Below are 18,671 nucleotides of genomic sequence, written 5' to 3' on the forward strand. Positions count from 1 at the left end.
TAAAATTTAATTCATAAAGAAAAATGGAAAATAGAAATCCACAATTGCAAAGAGCAATTAAAGTTTTAGGAGCAAGACAACGTCAAAACAATCAAGTTGTAAGACCACAAGCCACAAAGTTGGTCGATAAGACCTTTTATCTTAACGTAAAGGTTGACGGGATGAGTGGTATAAATGAACTCGTTGATGCCAATACCAAAAAAATTGTAGGGGTTACCAATTTTGATGGAAACCTACTAAACTCAGGACGTGATGTGGTTATTGATGCTATCCGTGTGCAGTTTACCACAAAAGGAGATAAAATTGAGAATGCGGATTGGCAAAGTAGAGATACTCTTCCCGCAGAATTGCAAAATGCTGATTTAAGGCTGATTCAAACCAATGATATGCTCATTGATTTGCCTCTTACCGATGTTCAAAACTTCAAAACTGAAGATTATCGTCCCATTGCAACCACCCCGCTTTTAAGAGCTAAAGAGGAGTTCAAATTGGAATTGGAGTTTCCTAAAGGTGTTACCGTTCCGATAAAAGAAGGGATTCATATGTTTTTACGATTGGAGTTTAGAGTAACTGAGGCTAAAAAGTAAGAGAACAAATAAAAGCCGAAGTCCTAACGGCTGCGGCTTTTTAAATCTTAAAAAGTATGCGACAAATTCAACATGTAGTAAAGGCAATTATAAAACCTGGAGAAAGTAATACTTCGGAGAACTTCAAACTTCCTATTGGTTTTACCACTGGTGTAGCGGTTTACACCAATGGAATAGAAAAAAGCATTAGTGCAATGGCATCCATTGAAATGAAAGACGATAACAGTATTGCCATCATTCCTGCGGTTCATATTGATAACTGGAGACAGTCAAATGGTGGCGAATACGAAAAGAGTTTCAAGCCTTTGAATTTCGACACAGGTAACAAGGATTATTCACTCATTTTCGCTTTGGACGAACCATTAACGGGTAATGTACCATTAAAATTTCATGTAGTGTTTTTATACAATAATAACATTAAAAAAGTATAGCATGTTTGTAGAGTCTGCTTTTATAACAAGAGAGTTTAGAGAAGAACAAATTCCCATTTTAGAGGGAGTTACCTGCCTTTCGGTTGTAAATACAGGAACTACAATTGCAATTATCAATGGTGTTACTATTTACCCAACACAGAAGCAGATTTTAATTCCTCCCGATGGTACTTTTTCAAAAGTTCAACTAGAGCTTAATTTTTTGACAAGCGAGGTGACAAATGACCCAATATTGATAAAGAGAAGTTTTACTGTGAAAGAGCGAAACAGGATTTTACTTATCTACAAAAAACTAATTTAAAATGGAGCAATTAGATGATTTGATGGATAAACTGGCAAGCGATAAATTTTGCGCTGTTACGGTTTACGACAGGACTACCTCAAAGCCTATTTTTCGCAACATAACCCATGAACAGATAAAAAACGATTATGGCACAAGTGAAGAATTCTTTGAAAAACTCTACAGTGACGGTTTTACCAAACTCACTATTCAGGAGAAGCGTAAAAATGGAGTAAACGCTTTCAAAATTGAAGGAGACCCTTTTGATGTAACTTTTGGTGAGGTTCAGTCTAAATCAAGAGACATTGAGGACGAACCAAAACAAACTTCAAAAAAGAAGAAGAAAAAGAAAAAGAGTGAAGGTCTGATGGGTTTGGGAATTGCTGACATCTTCGACTTGAAATTACAAGCTCGTGATCGTGATGAACTGGCTAGAAAATTAGAAGAATCTGAAAAATACAATCGGGAACTTAAAGCTAAAAATGAAGAGCTCACAGAGGAGAAATTACAAAGAAAATATACCAAAGAGAGTAACGATAGCCTGAACAATATGCTTTTAGGAGTAGTAAAACAAGCTCCACTCATCTTAAAGGGTTTAGGGTTTAATGTACCTGTTGAAAGTGGTGGTTTGGCAATGGCTTCTCCTGAAGATTTGGAAGATGAGAATTATTCGGATGCTAAAAAGGCATTTTTGGACATTATCAGAACCCTTGACGATGATACCATTACTTTTCTTTCAGTCATTTATCAGAAAATCAACGAGAAATCTGAAAACAACATTTTCTCGCAGGAATTATTCGGGCTATTACAAAAACATCAAATGTTAGTATGAGTACAATAACTATAAAAACAAAGGAAACCAATCCTTTTAAGTTACAGAAAAAGACAAAGCTGATTCAGGAATTATCAGATTTGGATAACGAAGTATTGGAAAAACTGGTGGAGCTGAAGAAATCCAAAAAAGCCATTGCAATGGTTACCGATGCCCAGAGCTGGCAAACTATCAAAGAGTTCATAATGTAGAAAGTTGGAGTAACCCGTCTGCATGCTCCATTTGCAGGCGGGTGAAACAATGATAAAGCACAGGTGTAGGCATTGCTCCAAGTTAAGAGAGTAAAAATGAAACTAGAAGAGTAAAATGAACCAACTACTGGGACAACTCTTTAGAATGCTAAAAATGAAATTCTCGGAGTAAAAATGAAATTGGGAGCAATACTACAGCCAAGAAATGAATATGAAAAGACAAGGTTTACATAATCCCGCAGTACTTACCGCAGTAGCTTCAACCCCACAAGGACAAAAAGCGATTGCAACAACTCTTGAGAATACAAGTACAGGAGTAAATGCCACGGTCTCGATAGTTAAAGGGATTTTGAAAATGGGGCTTTTTTTAGGTGTGGGTTACTTTGTTTACAAGAAGATTTTTAACGGTTTTTCACCTTTGAAAGAAAACAAAAGAGATAGACCAAGCAATATTTCAACAGGGATGGCAAAGAATAAAGCCGAAGCGATTTACAGTGCGATGTATGGTGTCGGAAATGGTTTTAAATCGGTAAAACAAAATCTTATGGGCGTTAATCCTAACGGATTCGTGAGAATCCATAATGCTTTCGGACTTAGAAAAGGAATCAATCCCTTATCCAAAAAAATGACTTTGATAGAATGGTTTGGTGACCAGTTCAGTCAAAACGAACTGATGGAATTACGCTTTTTAATCCCCAACTTTTTTTAATCATGGACAGTTCAAAATTACTGCCTATCTCGATTAGCGTAGCGGGATTAGGAATATTGCTCTTTGCAATAGCACAAGCAAATAAAGATAAAAACGGAAATGCCTATTTGAATCAAGGAACTATAGAAGATAGCTTCAATGCCAAAGAAATAGCCACAGTGCTTTATGATGCGATGAAAGAAGCCAACTTCACAAATACAGAGAAGCGCAAGACCATTTTTGCCACGCTCACAGGAGTAAGTCAGGCACAGTTTTCATGGGTCATTAAAGCTTTTGGCAGCAGGTATTATAACATGCTTACAGGTAACACCTATTTTGCCTTATGGCAAACTCCTGTAAAACACCCTTTGAAAGTTTGGTTCAAAGAGGAATTAAGCGACAACGATTATAAATTATTGAAATCAAATTATCCAAAATACTTATAAAAATGACCACAGAAGATAAAATATGGATTGGTGGCGGTGTCGCTCTTGCTATAGGTGGTGGCATTTATTATTTCGTTCAAAAAAACAAGAATGATAATGAAATCAGTCAAGAAGTTGAAGCAGATTTAAGCAATGAAACCCTGCCTGTATCGACTCCAAAACCTATACGAACACCAACATTGGCAACGGCTCCAATTATTCCTACTAAATCTGTTTCAGAACCTCCAGTTAGAAGTGCTGATACATTTAGATATAGTATTGGTCAGGAAGTGATGGCTTCAGGTTTTAATGGGACAAAAACCTACGATGCCCGGAAAATGGCAGATGGGAATTATACCAGTGAAGGAATCCGCAAAGCAACTTTTAAAAAAGGAGATAAAATTGGTAAAATCATTTGGGTAGGCAAAAGACCTGATGGAACGTATCGCTATGTAGCTCAAAGAAATGGAGCGTTTATGAATGATATTTATTGGATTCCTGACCACAGCGTAATAAAGCCTGTTGGAAAGATTTTGCCAACGATCCAAGCGGTTGCTGAAAGTTCAGGAATTGACAAGACAATACTTCTTAAAAAAGGTAGTAAAGGCATGGAAGTACGAACACTGCAAGCTTTATTAAAAGTTAAGGTAGACGGTGATTTTGGAAGAAATACAGAGAATGCTCTTTTTACACAAAAGGGAATTAAACAAATTAGACTTAAAGACTGGAGATAATGAATGCAAGTACAGGAGTATGGATTGGTTTAGGCGTATTGGGCGCAATTATTATCGCTTCAATGAGTGATGAAACTAGACCTAAAATAGAATCCAAATCAAATGAAAAGCCCAATGTTGAACCTAAAAAAGTACAGTTGTAATGGAGTTTTTATTATCAAATAGCACCCCTTTCTTGAAAGTCTTCAAAAAGTATGCAATCAATACCCCAAAGCGAGTTGCACACTTTTTGGCGCAGCTTCATGAGGAGACAGGAGGATTTATTAAACTTTCGGAAAACTTGAATTACACTCCAGCTGGACTGATTGAGACTTTTGGAACGAATCAGATTTCGGTTGCTCAAGCTAATTTATACGGAAGAACAGCTAAACGCAAAGCTAATCAAGAAGCAATAGCCAATATTGTGTATGGTGGAAAATGGGGAAAAGTAAATTTAGGTAATACACAAGTTGGTGATGGTTGGCGTTTTAGAGGACGTGGATTAATCCAGCTCACAGGCAGGGCAAACTATCAGGCCTACAAAGATTATTCAGGTGTAGATGTAATTACCAATCCTGATTTGGCTTCTCGTCCCGATATTGCTATTGATATTGCAGGTTGGTTTTGGAGTGTGAGATTCAAACTTAATCCAATTGCCGATACTAATAATATCACATCAATTACCAAGAAAATCAACGGTGGTCTTACCAATTTTTCCGAAAGAGTCAAACAGCTTAATTATTACACAAGCATTGACACGCTTGGGATATTAAAAAAAAAAGGGAGTCCGAGACCGGTCAAAGCGAAGAATAAACCTGTTTATAGCTACTACAACCCTTTTACTAGGGTGCTCGATTTTGGTTCTAAAACTAAATAAAGGATAAAATATGTTACCGATAGAAACCATACTAAACTATTTTTTGGGCTCAACTACCCTGATTTCGATTTATATCGCTTGGAAGTCAAGAAATTCAGAACTAAAAAAAACGGAAGCTTCAGCACTAGAAGCCATCGATTCGATTTACACCAAAATGTCAATTGTAACGAACAAGAAGTTTGAGGAGATGCAGCGTATTATCGATGAAAACACTATTGAAATTAGAAACCTTAAAGAACAATTGCAGGAATATCAAAAACGATGTGCAGGATGTTTGAATAACAAGGGAAATGAAAAGAAAAACCTTTAACAGAATTATTGGAGCTCTCAGCTTGTATTACGAAATCGATTTGTTTCAGGTAATAGAGGTTTCTCAGCTGTTTCTTTTTGTTATAAAAATCTACTTTAAAAAATCTGAACCATGAAAAAGTCAATCCAAATACTAATACTGATTATCATTTCTTGCATAGTACTTACAGGCTGTTCCTCATCTAAAAAGTTAAAAGAAGAAAACATTCTACTCAAAAATGAGATTCAGAAAAGAGACAGTATTAAAAGTACCGTTATTAATAGGGCAATTGAAGATAAATTGATTACCCCAATTGCTCAAAGTCAAACAGGGAATGCAGTTTTTGATAGTTTGGTTAATGCGAAGGTAGATGAAATTTTATCCAAGCTGAATACTGCTAAAAACTCGGGAGATAATGGTTATAAACTTATTTATGACAAGCTTAAAAAGCAGTTGGAGTTTTACGTCCAAATAGCACAAACTAAAAACGAAAATACTACGGTTAAAAATGAAAAAGTAAAGACAATTATTCAGGTTAAAAAGATTCCTGTTGTGGTTAAAAAGCCACTCTCAAAATTGGAAAAGTTTTTAATGGGATTGGGGATTTTGACCTTACTCTATATCGGGTTTAAGGTAGTAGCCTTAATCAGGAAAAAAGCAAGTGTATGGACATAAGAGCAAAACATATCGTAATCACAGGGGCTTTATTAGGCATTGGAGCATTATGGTACACGAGTAAACTCAATAAATGGAAAGAAACGATGAAAAAATTAAAAGCACTACCTACTGGAATTAGGAACTTCGATATTAATTTCAAACGGATGCACTTTAATTTGGATGTTACAATCTACAATCCTACAAACGATAATTTCAGCCCTGATGGAGTTGTCGCCACTGTTAAGCGAATTATTCTCAAAGATAAAACAGCCAAGCGAATTGCTACAATCACAGTAAATAAATCCTTTTTATCTATTCCAGCCAAAGGAAAGCATGTACTAAAGGATCTAATTGTGGAAATTCCAATACTGGAGAATATCTCCAATTGGCAAAACCTTTTACAGATTAAAAGTATAAAAGACATCCAGACTGAAACGATTTTGGGAGTTTTAGGGAAAGAGTATTCAATAATAAAGTAAGCATGGATTTAATAACTTCATTCAATAATCTTAACGGTAAGACAGTAAAACGTTCCGTTTTGAAATCCCTCTTAACAAAAGCAAAAAAGCAAAAGCATTTAGTTATTACAAATCGCATTAGTAAAGTTTTGGAGCAAAATAATGATGCGCTTTTTACTATTGAGATAATGGATTTTATAGAACCTGCTGGACTTAGTGGAGCAGAACAAAGAATAATTCTTCCAACATTGGAATACATTTCAGAAGAAGATGCTGAAGGCGGACTTAATGGTGTTTCTCCTGATGATATTTATAGCTACATCACGGATTTAATCATCAATACGATTGAGAAAGTTGGGCATTTGCCTTGGCAAAAAGATTGGGTGGGTTCAGGTACTGATGGGACAGCTAAAAATTATGTAAGCAAGAAAGAATATACCGGAGCAAACTTCCTTTTGAATTTCGATATAAAATTTGATAAAGATGGCAAAGGCTATTTAGTGCCTATTAAATTTATCCATCCATACTATTTGACGTTCAATCAGATTAAAGAAACAGGCGCAAGTCTAAAGAAAGACAGCAAAGCAAGGCGTGTGATTTATTACACCATGATTTTCAGTTTTGATAACGGCACATTACAATTCAAAACTACTGACAGGGAAAAGTTCACGGAGTTTGTAAAAGCCAATGGTTTAACCAAAGAAGATTTAAAAGAGCATCTAACAAAGATTCCTGTAATTAAGTATTATAATGTTTTCAGAGCTGATGATTGCTCAGGATTGAAATTTCCAGAAGCAACAGGTAATAAAGATGTGAACCCAATTGAGCAGGCTCAAAGTCTTATTGATGGTTATAAAGACCCGCCTACTTACACTTTTGTTGGAGATAGAGCTTATTATCAGCCTTCCACGGATAAACTCAATATGCCAAATATCAAAGCTTTTAAAAAAGAAGCTTCGTATTACTGTACTTTTTTTCACGAGCTGACCCATTCCACAGGTGCGAAAAAAAGGCTAAACAGGGATATGACAGGAACTTTTGGAAGTAAACCTTATGCCTTTGAGGAACTCATTGCGGAATTAGGAGCAGTTTTTATGTGTTCTGAAGCGGGAATTTTATTTCAGACCAAAGAAAACTCTGCTAAGTATCTTAAAAATTGGAATACTGTTTTGGTGAATGAATTAGAAAATGACAACCGCTTTTTCTTGAAAGCTTCAGCGCAATCTCAAAAAGCAGTCAATTACATTTTAGGTAAAAATACTGAAAGTGAAGAAGCAGAAATAGTGAAAGAAGAGGTTAAAAAAGTAGCATCGGCATCGAAAAGACCAGGAAAGAAAAAGGTGAAAACGAAAGTTACCAAAGCCAAAAAAGTTGGACTTTCAGCTTCAATTGGAGTAAGCAAAAATACTGAATCGATGAGAAAAAGTATTGTTCCAGCTGTTGTAAAAAGCACTGAAAAGCCAGTTGTTTCCAATCAGGATAAAAGCCTTAATGAGCTTGAAAAGCTCGGTTTTATTTCAGCTAATTCTGCTCCACAGGAGGCTAAAGACATATTTGTTTTAGGTGGAGAAATTGGTAAGTTTTTACAAAAGCAACAGCCTCATAAAGCTCTAATCCTAATAAAGGGAAACAAGCACAGTTCTAAATCGCAATTGGCCATGCAGATTGCAAATGCCTTTGGAGAACAACAAACGCCAGTTGCATACATCGATTATGAGCAAGGAGGAATTGAAAGTAAAGATACGGTTGATAGTATCAACAGAAACACTACTGAAGCAGGGAGAAAATACATAGCGATAAAAGGCTACTTAGAAAACCCTTTTGAAGAATTACAAGGATTTTGCAAAGTAGTTAAAGTCATTATTGCCGATTCGGTTACAGATTTGAAAATCACAGCCGACCAGCTTAATTATTTGCGTACCAAATACCCTAAAATCATTTGGTGTTTTATCTCTCAAGTAAAGGAAAATGGTGCAATGTATGGAGGTAATAAAATGGCGCACAATCCAACTTCGGTAATTCATTGTTCTTCGCATCAAGACCCGAAACAGCGGTTTGCTACACTGGAGAAAAACAGAGGAAATGACCTTACTTTAAAATACTCGATGTATTACAAAAAAGTTGTGAATGAGCCTAAAAAAAAGAAATTATCATTTAAAGTAAAATAACTTAAAATCAGAAATCATGGTAGCAAAAAAGACAAAACCGAAAAAAAAGAAAAGTATCTCTGCAAAGAAAATGTGCAGTAGAATTATCCAAAGAGAAGGCGTTAAAAAAGACGGGACTTTGAAAAAGGGTTACCGATATGTCAAAGGAGGAAAAGTTGTGAAAGCTAAAGCGAAGAAATAGTTTTTGATTTGGGTTGATTGAGAAAGCCGTGTTGCAGAGATGTGATACGGTTTTTTTATTGACTATTACTTATAGTATTTTCAAAAACAGGTGAGTATTTCATTGTTAAAGTTTTTATTATCTTAGCAAATTATACTTTTTTTAACTAATTAAAGAAAACTATGCAATCAATTTTTGAAGAATTCATATCCTGGTTGAAGATAAATTGGGAGTATATAATTGATTTTGTAAATCTTTTAATAAGTCTTTTAACTTTATTAATTGCCTTTAAAATATTTAACCGTTTTTCGTTTAAAAATAGAGTATTAGAAAAACAATTTGAAAGTGTATCTGATTTGATTAATATTTTGCAAGACTGGACAATTTCTATTCATGCTAAAGGAATTGAAAAAGAAGAAGATTATTTTAGTACAGGATGGAGAGTAAAATTTTTTGATTTTAAGAGCTTAAAAAAGAGGGATGATTTTAAAGGATTATTTTTTGATGAAAATATATTATTTACCCAAGAATGGTTTGAACAAAACCCCCTAATAGGCTTAGATAACAACCCATTTTTGCCAAAAAGTATTAGTAAAAAAATAGAGCCTTTTAAAATTTGGTTACCAACCAGAGCAAATCCTCAATTCTATAAAAAAGTTATTTATATAAATTTAGATGAATTTGACACATCAGTAAGGAGATATTCAGATGTTGGTCTAATTTGTAATCCAAGAGAGAAATGCTTTAAAAATTTTGAGACATTTAATGATATGTGTAATGATTTAATAGAAGAAATAGAAACTTGGCTTAAAAAATATGATGCAGGAGATATTCATCTTAAATAGAATTAATGTCTAAATAATCTAGTAGAAGAATACCATCGTTAATTAAAAGGTTGAAATATGCTAAAAAGGAATGATTACTTAAAATTAATTGAAGAAATCCGTAACACGGAGAAAAAATCTATCGATGAATATATAGAAAAAGAACTTGAACCGTTAAGACAAGAAAATGAGAATTTTATTGAAATTTTGTATAAAGATATTTTCTATTTGATAAGTGATATAGACAAAAAAGGAGAAAATGATTTAGTAATTGAAAATGGTAGTTTAGTTATTGAAGATGGAGAAATAAAATTAACTGGGTATCAATCACGATTACACAATTTATCAATTTGGCTACACCTTGAGATAGTTAAAAAGTTTATGGATGAAAACCCACTAACTTTTTTAGATAAAATGAAAAACTTTGAAGAAAATTTCTTGAAAAAGCCAAACTATACTCCTGAATATAAATTGCAACTTGAAAAAATAAAAAAAAGCCTTAAAAAAGAGCGTATTCAAAATTTAGGTGAAAAAGAAAGTTTTTGGAATAAAATTCTTGATGTTGATAATCTTGAATTAAAACCAAATATTGCTGGCATCGGAATTAATTTCAATGAGATTTATAACAAATTTAAAAAATAGATATGAGAGGAATTTGCGCATTATATGATAATGAAACCGAATTACTGGAAAGCCACATTTATCCTAAATTCGTTATTAACTATACAAAAAAAACAGGTTCAAAATATTTGAGAAAATTTACAGAACCAAATGCTAGAAAACAAGATGGCATAAAATTGCATCTATTGAGTGAAAAAGCAGAACAAGATTTTTCAGTAAGGGAAAAATGGTTTGCTGAAAATATTTTTGTTCCTTATTTAGGGCAAAAATTTGAACTTGAATACAATGAAAATCTTTATTATTTTGCTGTTTCTTTTTTATGGAGAGTCTTAATTTTAGAATTAAAAACCGATAAAAGTTTGAAGGATAAATGGTATTATGATATTATTCTTCAAGCAGAAAAAGAATGGAAAGAATATTTAATCACTGGCAAGTTACCAAGAACGCATAAACAATTTAGTCTTTTTTTTACTGATAGAGTTAAAGTAAATAATTCAGGGCTAAAAGGTGTTGATTTTTACTTGACTAGAATATTAGATGCTACAATTGCTGATAATGAGCCAAAAACGTGTCTTTTGCTTTATGGTAAGTTTAGTCGATTTGTCTTTTGGGCAGTATTAAAAAATTTTGGGGGTGAAGAAGACTTAAGAGATGTTGAAATTAATCCTAAAGGTGGAAAATTCAATATACCTCAAAAATTAGAATATTTTCCTCTGTTATCACTATTAAGTAATCGAATTAGAACAGTAGATGAAATGGTTATGCCGAATGAAGAACAACAGAAAAAAATCGAACAGGAAATCCTAAAAGACCCAAAAGCTTTTTGGAAATCAGATATTGGACAATCTTTATTTAATGACAATTTCAATTTATAGGTAACTATTAAATGATTTAATATAGATGGCTAAAGAAACTCCCGTAATAAATATTTTAACTTATCATCTGCCATTTGAGTTGACAAATCAAATATATAATGAATTTCAAAGTCGATTTAAGGAGGCTAATTTTTTGATTGAGAATTATAAAACTTATAGTTCCTTACAAGTAGATAATAAGACTGTAGAACTTTTGCTTGCCCTTTCTGTTTTTCACAAAAGAGTAATTGCAAATCTTGATGGAGCAGTTAAATTTTATGGAACAGTTACAAAGAGTAGTGAGGCTGAAATTATAAAAATTGGCAGCTATGATTTAACGAATGAAGAAAAGAATAAGATTCTGGCTGTCGTAATGAGTTATAACAAACTATTAGAAGAATATTCAATTCCACCAATCGTGATGGAGTATTACGAAACTCGTGAGTTTTTGAGAAAACTAATTGATTTAAAATCTGTACAAAATAATGTCAAAAAAAGAAAAAAAGGAAACGATAACGAAGACGAAATCCCCTTTTAAGGACAAAGCACTTTTAGAAAAAGAAATAGCTGATTTTGCTAATAAATTTAAGGTTACAGTTGTCAATCAATCGAAACGTATAAGCGATTATTTTGAGATGAGTTGTTTCAATTATATTGTTCGATTTTACCAACTTCACGGTTATGATGTTAAAGTTCAGAATCTCCAAAGTAAGCAATACAGATACAAGTGTTCAACATCAGGAATACAATCAAATTTTTCACATTTTCTAGCAACAATCAAGTTTGAGAAAAAAGAGTATAATTTTGAAATTCAACATAATCTGGCTGTTCAATCTTCACACGATAAAGAATTATTTACCACACCTGATATAAGTATTATAAAGGCGGGAAAAGTTAAAACTTCTACAACTTATTATGATTCAAATAAGAGATTTTCATTTGCTAACAATATTGATGTTATGAGTTTTTGTGAAGTAAAACAATTTAATCCTTTTCCTGAATTACTATTTAATTTTATGGGAGTGGTAAATGAATTAGAAAAGGATATTATGATTAATAATGCAATAAATCACAAACCAAAGCATATTGCTCCTTCTTTAATGATTTCAGGTAAACCTAATAAACAAACTACACGAATTAAGTTGTCGCTAGAAAAACGCTATTGTATAAATATAATTTATGATTTATTCTACACCGGAACATATACATTCTCGAAAACGAATTTAAGTAATTTAAGAACAAAAGGTAAATTACAATAGCAGAACAGTTTAGAGTCAGTTTATTGAATTAACCATTAACTAATATATTATGCCATTTGCAATTTCAAAGAAATATGAAAATATTGACTGGATAAACTTAAATCTAACTGATGATGCAAGTAAAGACTGGTCAATGGGAATTTCAATAATTGAAGATAGATTTAAAAGTAGATTTTTTAATCATATCAATTTAATAAAGAATGATGAATTCAGTGGATTTCTAACAATGTCAATCGATTGTTTGTTAATTGAGACATTGATGCAATTCTATTTAGGAATTGAAAATACAGAGACAAATTATAGAGGAGAACAATGGAAATCATTTAAAGATTTCTTAATTTATAGTAAACATTTTAATGCTGATTTTTCAACCAATAAAAAGTGTAAAATTTTCTATCAGCATTTTCGTTGCGGACTTTTACATCAAGCACAAACAAAACATAAATCTCGAATTAAAATTAACCAATCAAATTTTGTTGTATTAGCGAATTCAACTAATATTGATGAAGGATTAATAATAGATAGGAAGCAATTTCATGATAAATTAATTTTAGAATTTGAAGATTATATTCAAAGACTAAAAGATAATAAAGATAATTTTCAAGGGCAAAATTTGAGAATTAAAGCTATAGATAAAATGAATTTGATTTGTGTATAGCAATTTCCTTAAAACCAATCCAATCAATTGTCCAATTTTTATTTAGTATAATTTTTCCTACCTTGTCGCATTAATGTAGAAACAGCATCAAATAATAATAGAAAATGTATTTAGCTTCAATTCATATAGAAAACTATAAAGGTATTAAAAAACTTAATGTAAATTTTCAAAAAGACATTAATGTAATTATAGGGGAAAATGGAAGCTGCAAAACGGCATTAATAGATGCAATAAGATTACTCTATAATTTAGGAAATCAACAAAAAGAAATTTACGTTACAGCTGACGATTTTTATTTAGGAGAATCCGTAATTACAATTTCATATGAGTTTAAAGATTTATCGATTGAACAAAAGGGAGCTTTTTATGAATATCTTGTTTTAGGAGATACTGAAGAAAATGATTATGCAAAAGTTACGATTACTTATAAAAGAGAAAACCAAAAAATTTTATTTAGCTATTATACAGGTGAAGTAGAGGGTCAGAAGGCAGATAGTTTGACATTTCAATTTTTTATTCACTATTATTTAGGAGCATTAAGAGATAGTACTAAGGATTTAATTATGAATCGTAGTAGTATTTTAGGAACTTTAATTAATAGACAAGTTGAAAATAATAGTAGTCAGGAAAACTATGAGAAGTTGATAAAAAAAGCAAACGATGGTTTATTAAAATTAGATGAAGTTACTAATTCAAGAAAATCGATTAATGATAATTTAATAAAAATTTACAAACACTCAGTAGAAAATCAAATTGGTTTACGAATTGAAGAAGCCAAGGCTGAACATATTGTAAATATAATTAAACCATATCTTCCACATGATACCAAAAACCTGTCAGGTGCTGGCTTTCATTTGAAACAAAATAGTTTAGGTTTTAATAATTTAATATATATAGCCACCGTTTTAGGCGATATAAATCAACAATTAGAAGATGATAAAACTTCTCACTATGCTTTATTAATAGAAGAACCAGAAGCGCACTTACATCCTCAACTTCAATTGAATTTATTCTATTTTTTAAAACAAACAAATACCGTAGAGAATTCCCAATTATTTATTACGACACATTCTCCAACACTAACATCAAAAGTGCCACTTGATAATTTAATTCATTTATCTAAAGATAATGAAGCAATTAACTTGATTAAATGTTTTGAAGACCGGGAAGAAGTTACAATTCAAGATGATGAAGAGACTTATCTTGATGACATATCAAACAGGAAGAAACAATTGGAAAGATATATTGATGTAACAAAATCTCAACTTTTCTTTTCAAAAGGTGTTTTATTTGTTGAAGGTATATCTGAAGAGTTACTAGTTACAGTATTTGCTCAAATTTTAGGGAAAAGTTTAGAAGACTTTAAAGTAGAACTACTTAATGCAGATGGAACGTCTTTTTATCCTTTTATCTATTTATTTAATTCTACCGAAAAATCAAAAACACTCCCAATCCCATTGTCAATTTTAACAGATGATGATAGATTTACCGAATCTAAAAATACAGAATATAGTTTTATCAATATTAAAGATAATCTAGCTAAAGCAGGAGAACTTTATGATAAAATAAAGAAGGCATCCCAAGCTACAAGAATCAAAAACATATCAAGTGTTATAAAAAGTGTTCCGAAAAAAATTAGTTTGAATGTATCTTATAAAACATTTGAATTTGATATTGTTAAATCAAATATTTCAAAATCAAAAAAACAAATTATAGAGAATTTACTTTGGATATATATATCTCAAGAGAAATCTATTTCTAAGAAATATGAAAAATTAAAAAATCATTTAGAATCATTTGAAGGGGATGAGATAACAGAAGAACAATTAAAACAATTGCAAATTTTGATTTGGAAAGCTTTACCCAGTAAAGCGGAGTTTGCTCAAGATTTTTCAATTTATTTGTTAGCAAACATTGAAATAGCAAAAACAAATTTCGTTGTTCCTAAGTATATTGAAAAAGCAATAACTCATTTGACTAATTATAAAATAAAATGAGTATAGTATTATCTAAGGAACAATTAGTTTATGTTCAATCCTTTGGAAAAGTAATTCTTAATGCTTGCCCAGGAAGTGGGAAAACAACAACAGTTGCATACAAATTAGATGAACTCATCAAAAATTGGGAGCTGTTATTTTCTAAAAATTCAGGAATTTTATGTCTTTCATTTACCAATGTAGCAAAAAATGAAATTGCTGAAAAGTTTAAAGAGAAAAATGGCTTTTCATTACCTTATCCTCATTATATATTGACGATTGATAGTTTCGTAAATTCATTTATTACTTTGCCTTTTGCTCATAAATTGAAAGACATTGGAAAGCGTTATAAAATAATTGATGATATAAGTTATTTAGATAAAATCTTTCAATCAGATTGGCAGCTAATGAAAACTTATAAATCCTATTTGTTTTCATATAAACCTAGTAAAATTGATTATACAATAAATAGTGGATATTCATGGGATGGGCATGACAAAAGTGATGACCTTGATTTTGTTAAATATGCTAAAGAAATCAAAACAAGACAAATTAATATGGGGTTGCTTAAAACAAGTGATTCTGCATTTTTGGCTTATCTCATTTTGAAAAAATATCCACGAATTGCAAAATACATAGCATCAAAATTTCCATATTTAATAATTGATGAAGCTCAGGATACATCAGAAATTCAACATTCGATTTTAGAATTGTTATATAATCAAGGATTAAAAAATATAGATTTAGTTGGTGACCCTTATCAATGCTTGTACCAATGGAGGGATGCAAGCCCGGAATTATTTCTCCAAAAATTTGATGATTGTGAAAATTGGAAAGGACTTTATCTAACTGAAAATAGAAGGTCAACTAAAAAAATTATTGAAGTTTTCAGTATGCTTAGGCGAACTACTGATAAAGAAATAATACCAATACTAGATTCAGAGGCAGATTTGCCTTTACATGTCATTAAATATGATAAAACAGATTATTCTGAGGCTATAAGCAAATATGAAAAACTTTGCTTAGATAACAATCTTTCTTCAAATATTATTTTGGTAAGGGGAAATGCTTTAAAAAACTCATTGCTTGGCAAAGAAAGTGATTATTTCCCTTGGGATAAATCTTCAATTGCCTATAAATTGATTCAATCAAGAATTCATTTACAGTCAAATGAGATTAAAGAAGCTGTTAAGAAAATAAGAAGATTGATAATTGAATTATTAATTCCAGGAATTTCATTTAGTGATTTAAAAGAGAAAGAAAATGAGTTAAAGAATGATAAAGATTCAAATTCAATAATTTTTAAAATAGTTAGAGATATTCCTTCTTTTGATTTATCTCTAAAAGAATGGACAGTCAAAACACAACAATATTTAAAATCAGAATTGCAATTAGAAAATATGCCTGATTTTAAAATACGTAAAAAGAATGTAACAAAAAAAGGGAAAATTACTTTTGATAAAACAACATTAGAGAATTCTGTTAATCATTACTTTAAAAAGGCAATAACTGAAAATAATTTTCCAATCACAACTATTCATCAAGTCAAGGGTATGACCTTTGATTCGGTTTTTATGATATTGAATGATAAAAATCATAAGGAGAATATTACCTTAAATGATTTTGTTCTAAAAGAAGAAATGCCAACAGAAAAACAGCGATTGATTTATGTTGCAATTTCAAGACCAAGAAATTTATTATGTATTGGGGTTCCAAAAACTATGACAGATGAGAAACTTAAAGAATTTTTAAATTGTGAAATGTTAATTTTATAGCTAACAAAGTCTATCCAGTGAACATATAAATTTCAACCTTTTTTTATTTTTACATTATCATAAGACAATAAAAGTAAAATAGGGCTATACAAAAAGCAATATTGCATGAATTTTCAATAAAAATATATGCAATTAAATATTATTTGCTAACTTTGTACTCATGAATAAGTTACAGGAATTAAAAAAACATTTAAAACGAGGAAAAGTATACCGCAGGGCTGATTTGTCCAAGTGGTCAAAGTCCGTTGACCGTCATTTAGATGAGTTGGTACAGGAAGGCACTTTGCAAAAGCTATCACAAGGCTTATACTATTATCCTGAAGTAACTGTCTTTGGAGAGACACCTCCCGAAGAAGAAGTGTTGGTGCGTTCTTTTCTGAAAGACAAACGTTTTCTAGTAACTTCCTTAAATGCATATAACACATTGGGTGTAGGAACTACTCAACTATACAATGGTAAAACGGTTTACAATCATAAACGTCATGGGGATTTTAACCTTGGTGGTATGACGTTTTCATTTAGGGTAAAACCTCATTTCCCAAACAAAGTAACAACTGAGTTTTTATTGGTAGATTTGTTAAACAACCTAGACCAGTTGGCTGAAGACCCAAAAGAAGTAATGTTAAAAGTGCGTTCCAAAGCAAAAACAATGGATGCTAAAAAACTAAGAAAAACACTTTTGGAATATGGCAGCATCAAAGCAAAAAAAATGTTAGAAACTGTTATCACAGTATAATATGTCTGACTACTTACACAACCATAAAAACTTTCGTGATTTGCTCCGTATTGTAGGAGTAGAATTAAATATTGAATCCGGTCTAGTCGAAAAAGACTATTGGATTATGCATGTGTTATACGGACTAAAATTGCAGGGGTTTAAATTCGAACTCAAAGGAGGTACTTCCTTATCCAAAGGGTATGGAATCATACACCGTTTCTCCGAAGATATTGACATCCATATTAAGCCACCCGTTGAAATGGAAATAAATGAAAATCCAAACAACAATAAACCCAGAAATATTCAAAAAAGAAAAGACTTTTACGATGGGTTGGCAAATGAAATAAAAGTAGACGGAATCATATCTGTAAAAAGAGATGAAGATTTTGATGACAAAAGACAATATCGTAGCGGTGGGATAAGATTGCATTATGATAGTAAAACCGATGCCATTGATGGAGTTAAAGAAGGTATATTATTAGAGGTTGGATTTGACACAGTAACACCTAACAATCCACTAACAATTTCTTCTTGGGCGTATGACAAAGCTGTTCAACAAGGTGTAGATATAATCGACAATCGTGCTGTAGATATTGCCTGCTATTACATTGGCTACACTTTTGTTGAAAAATTGCAGACTATTGCAACCAAATTTAGACAGGAACAGGAAGACAAAGAAGAGCGACAAAATTTAATGCGCCAGTATTATGATGTCTATAGTTTGTTACATGATGATACAGTTAAAGCATTCATAGGTACAGAAGAATATCAAAAACATAAAGCAGCTCGCTTTCCTTCCCAAGACTATGAAATACCCATTGCTAAAAATGAAGCTTTTTTACTTAATAACCCAGAGCTTAGGGAGCGATTTATAGAACGCTATAAAAAAACAGCTAAACTGTACTACAAAGGTCAACCTGACTTTAACGAACTACTTGCTGAAATCGGTAAATGGGTTGAAAAAATATAAGCAAATTTGAAGAATATAAACTATCATGTTCAGCCATTGAACATCTATTTTTCAATCAATTTTTGATAGTAATTTTTAATTCATTATATTTGCTTAGTAAGATTTCAAAATTTGCAACTCAGAAATGAGGAGCAAAAGCGAGACCCTAAAATAGGAAAAATATATATAAACCTTATATATCAACGCATTAGAAATGGAATACAATTCCCTCTTTCTCCGCAAAGAAAACCCGAAACGAAAGTTTCGGGTTTTCTATTTTG

25 protein-coding genes are annotated in these 18,671 nt (G+C 31.6%); all 25 read left to right on the plus strand.

Annotated elements, in window-relative coordinates:
• Positions 1 to 23: 23 nt before the first annotated feature.
• The 25 genes from FCR2A7T_RS11635 to FCR2A7T_RS11745 all read left to right on the plus strand — a co-directional run bounded on the left by FCR2A7T_RS11635 (position 24) and on the right by FCR2A7T_RS11745 (position 18,411).
• Complete coding sequence (locus tag FCR2A7T_RS11635; RefSeq protein WP_023571499.1) at positions 24 to 587, plus strand: hypothetical protein; 564 nt, start codon at positions 24 to 26, stop codon at positions 585 to 587.
• Positions 588 to 643: 56 nt separating this feature from the next.
• Positions 644 to 1,018, plus strand: a complete 375-nt coding sequence (locus FCR2A7T_RS11640) for a hypothetical protein (RefSeq protein ID WP_023571500.1) — start codon at positions 644 to 646, stop codon at positions 1,016 to 1,018.
• Position 1,019: 1 nt separating this feature from the next.
• Positions 1,020 to 1,319 (plus strand): hypothetical protein, encoded by a 300-nt coding sequence (locus FCR2A7T_RS11645; protein WP_035118322.1) that lies wholly within the window; start codon positions 1,020 to 1,022, stop codon positions 1,317 to 1,319.
• A gap of 1 nt (position 1,320) precedes the next feature.
• Complete coding sequence (locus FCR2A7T_RS11650; protein WP_023571501.1) at positions 1,321 to 2,130, plus strand: hypothetical protein; 810 nt, start codon at positions 1,321 to 1,323, stop codon at positions 2,128 to 2,130.
• Complete coding sequence (locus FCR2A7T_RS11655; protein ID WP_014388695.1) at positions 2,127 to 2,321, plus strand: hypothetical protein; 195 nt, start codon at positions 2,127 to 2,129, stop codon at positions 2,319 to 2,321. Before FCR2A7T_RS11650 ends, FCR2A7T_RS11655 begins: the two co-directional genes overlap by 4 nt.
• Positions 2,322 to 2,526: 205 nt before the next feature.
• Complete coding sequence (locus tag FCR2A7T_RS11660) at positions 2,527 to 3,030, plus strand: hypothetical protein (protein WP_023571502.1); 504 nt, start codon at positions 2,527 to 2,529, stop codon at positions 3,028 to 3,030.
• A gap of 2 nt (positions 3,031 to 3,032) precedes the next feature.
• Positions 3,033 to 3,455: a hypothetical protein gene (locus FCR2A7T_RS11665; protein WP_023571503.1), complete on the plus strand. Its 423-nt coding sequence runs from the start codon at positions 3,033 to 3,035 to the stop codon at positions 3,453 to 3,455.
• Positions 3,456 to 3,457: 2 nt separating this feature from the next.
• Positions 3,458 to 4,168 carry a peptidoglycan-binding domain-containing protein gene (locus tag FCR2A7T_RS11670; protein ID WP_023571504.1) on the plus strand — a complete coding sequence of 237 codons (711 nt, stop codon included), beginning with the start codon at positions 3,458 to 3,460 and terminating at the stop codon, positions 4,166 to 4,168.
• Entirely contained in the window at positions 4,168 to 4,311 is a 144-nt protein-coding gene (locus FCR2A7T_RS15225; RefSeq protein ID WP_158634612.1) for a hypothetical protein, read from the plus strand. Before FCR2A7T_RS11670 ends, FCR2A7T_RS15225 begins: the two co-directional genes overlap by 1 nt.
• Entirely contained in the window at positions 4,311 to 5,024 is a 714-nt protein-coding gene (locus tag FCR2A7T_RS11675) for a glycoside hydrolase family 19 protein (protein ID WP_052115191.1), read from the plus strand. Before FCR2A7T_RS15225 ends, FCR2A7T_RS11675 begins: the two co-directional genes overlap by 1 nt.
• A gap of 10 nt (positions 5,025 to 5,034) precedes the next feature.
• Positions 5,035 to 5,334 carry a hypothetical protein gene (locus FCR2A7T_RS11680; protein ID WP_023571506.1) on the plus strand — a complete coding sequence of 100 codons (300 nt, stop codon included), beginning with the start codon at positions 5,035 to 5,037 and terminating at the stop codon, positions 5,332 to 5,334.
• A 111-nt stretch (positions 5,335 to 5,445) separates the two neighbouring features.
• Positions 5,446 to 5,988, plus strand: a complete 543-nt coding sequence (locus FCR2A7T_RS11685; protein WP_023571507.1) for a hypothetical protein — start codon at positions 5,446 to 5,448, stop codon at positions 5,986 to 5,988.
• Positions 5,979 to 6,449 (plus strand): hypothetical protein, encoded by a 471-nt coding sequence (locus FCR2A7T_RS11690; RefSeq protein WP_035118328.1) that lies wholly within the window; start codon positions 5,979 to 5,981, stop codon positions 6,447 to 6,449. The genes FCR2A7T_RS11685 and FCR2A7T_RS11690 overlap by 10 nt, the downstream gene beginning before the upstream one ends.
• A 2-nt stretch (positions 6,450 to 6,451) precedes the next feature.
• Positions 6,452 to 8,596 carry an ArdC family protein gene (locus FCR2A7T_RS14840; RefSeq protein WP_023571508.1) on the plus strand — a complete coding sequence of 715 codons (2,145 nt, stop codon included), beginning with the start codon at positions 6,452 to 6,454 and terminating at the stop codon, positions 8,594 to 8,596.
• A gap of 16 nt (positions 8,597 to 8,612) precedes the next feature.
• Positions 8,613 to 8,777 (plus strand): hypothetical protein, encoded by a 165-nt coding sequence (locus tag FCR2A7T_RS15230; RefSeq protein WP_023571509.1) that lies wholly within the window; start codon positions 8,613 to 8,615, stop codon positions 8,775 to 8,777.
• A 161-nt stretch (positions 8,778 to 8,938) separates the two neighbouring features.
• Complete coding sequence (locus FCR2A7T_RS11700) at positions 8,939 to 9,601, plus strand: hypothetical protein (RefSeq protein WP_023571510.1); 663 nt, start codon at positions 8,939 to 8,941, stop codon at positions 9,599 to 9,601.
• 57 nt (positions 9,602 to 9,658) lie between these two features.
• Positions 9,659 to 10,222, plus strand: a complete 564-nt coding sequence (locus FCR2A7T_RS11705) for a hypothetical protein (protein WP_023571511.1) — start codon at positions 9,659 to 9,661, stop codon at positions 10,220 to 10,222.
• A 2-nt stretch (positions 10,223 to 10,224) separates the two neighbouring features.
• Positions 10,225 to 11,076 carry a hypothetical protein gene (locus FCR2A7T_RS14845; protein ID WP_023571512.1) on the plus strand — a complete coding sequence of 284 codons (852 nt, stop codon included), beginning with the start codon at positions 10,225 to 10,227 and terminating at the stop codon, positions 11,074 to 11,076.
• Between the two features lie 25 nt (positions 11,077 to 11,101).
• Positions 11,102 to 11,593, plus strand: a complete 492-nt coding sequence (locus FCR2A7T_RS11715; protein WP_035118331.1) for a hypothetical protein — start codon at positions 11,102 to 11,104, stop codon at positions 11,591 to 11,593.
• Positions 11,541 to 12,314, plus strand: coding sequence for a hypothetical protein (locus FCR2A7T_RS11720; protein WP_035118333.1), 774 nt, complete (start codon positions 11,541 to 11,543; stop codon positions 12,312 to 12,314). The genes FCR2A7T_RS11715 and FCR2A7T_RS11720 overlap by 53 nt, the downstream gene beginning before the upstream one ends.
• A gap of 49 nt (positions 12,315 to 12,363) precedes the next feature.
• Positions 12,364 to 12,972 (plus strand): hypothetical protein, encoded by a 609-nt coding sequence (locus FCR2A7T_RS11725; protein WP_023571515.1) that lies wholly within the window; start codon positions 12,364 to 12,366, stop codon positions 12,970 to 12,972.
• Between the two features lie 104 nt (positions 12,973 to 13,076).
• The gene (locus FCR2A7T_RS11730) at positions 13,077 to 14,969 is read left to right on the plus strand and encodes an ATP-dependent nuclease (protein ID WP_023571516.1); all 1,893 of its coding nucleotides are present in this window, start codon (positions 13,077 to 13,079) and stop codon (positions 14,967 to 14,969) included.
• The gene (locus FCR2A7T_RS14850) at positions 14,966 to 16,723 is read left to right on the plus strand and encodes a UvrD-helicase domain-containing protein (protein ID WP_051369553.1); all 1,758 of its coding nucleotides are present in this window, start codon (positions 14,966 to 14,968) and stop codon (positions 16,721 to 16,723) included. The genes FCR2A7T_RS11730 and FCR2A7T_RS14850 overlap by 4 nt, the downstream gene beginning before the upstream one ends.
• Positions 16,724 to 16,883: 160 nt before the next feature.
• Entirely contained in the window at positions 16,884 to 17,459 is a 576-nt protein-coding gene (locus FCR2A7T_RS11740; protein ID WP_023571518.1) for a DUF6088 family protein, read from the plus strand.
• A 1-nt stretch (position 17,460) separates the two neighbouring features.
• Entirely contained in the window at positions 17,461 to 18,411 is a 951-nt protein-coding gene (locus FCR2A7T_RS11745; protein WP_023571519.1) for a nucleotidyl transferase AbiEii/AbiGii toxin family protein, read from the plus strand.
• Positions 18,412 to 18,671: the final 260 nt, after the last annotated feature.

Origin of the sequence: Flavobacterium cauense R2A-7 (assembly GCF_000498475.1) — a bacterium.
Classification (GTDB): Bacteria; Bacteroidota; Bacteroidia; order Flavobacteriales; family Flavobacteriaceae; genus Flavobacterium; species Flavobacterium cauense.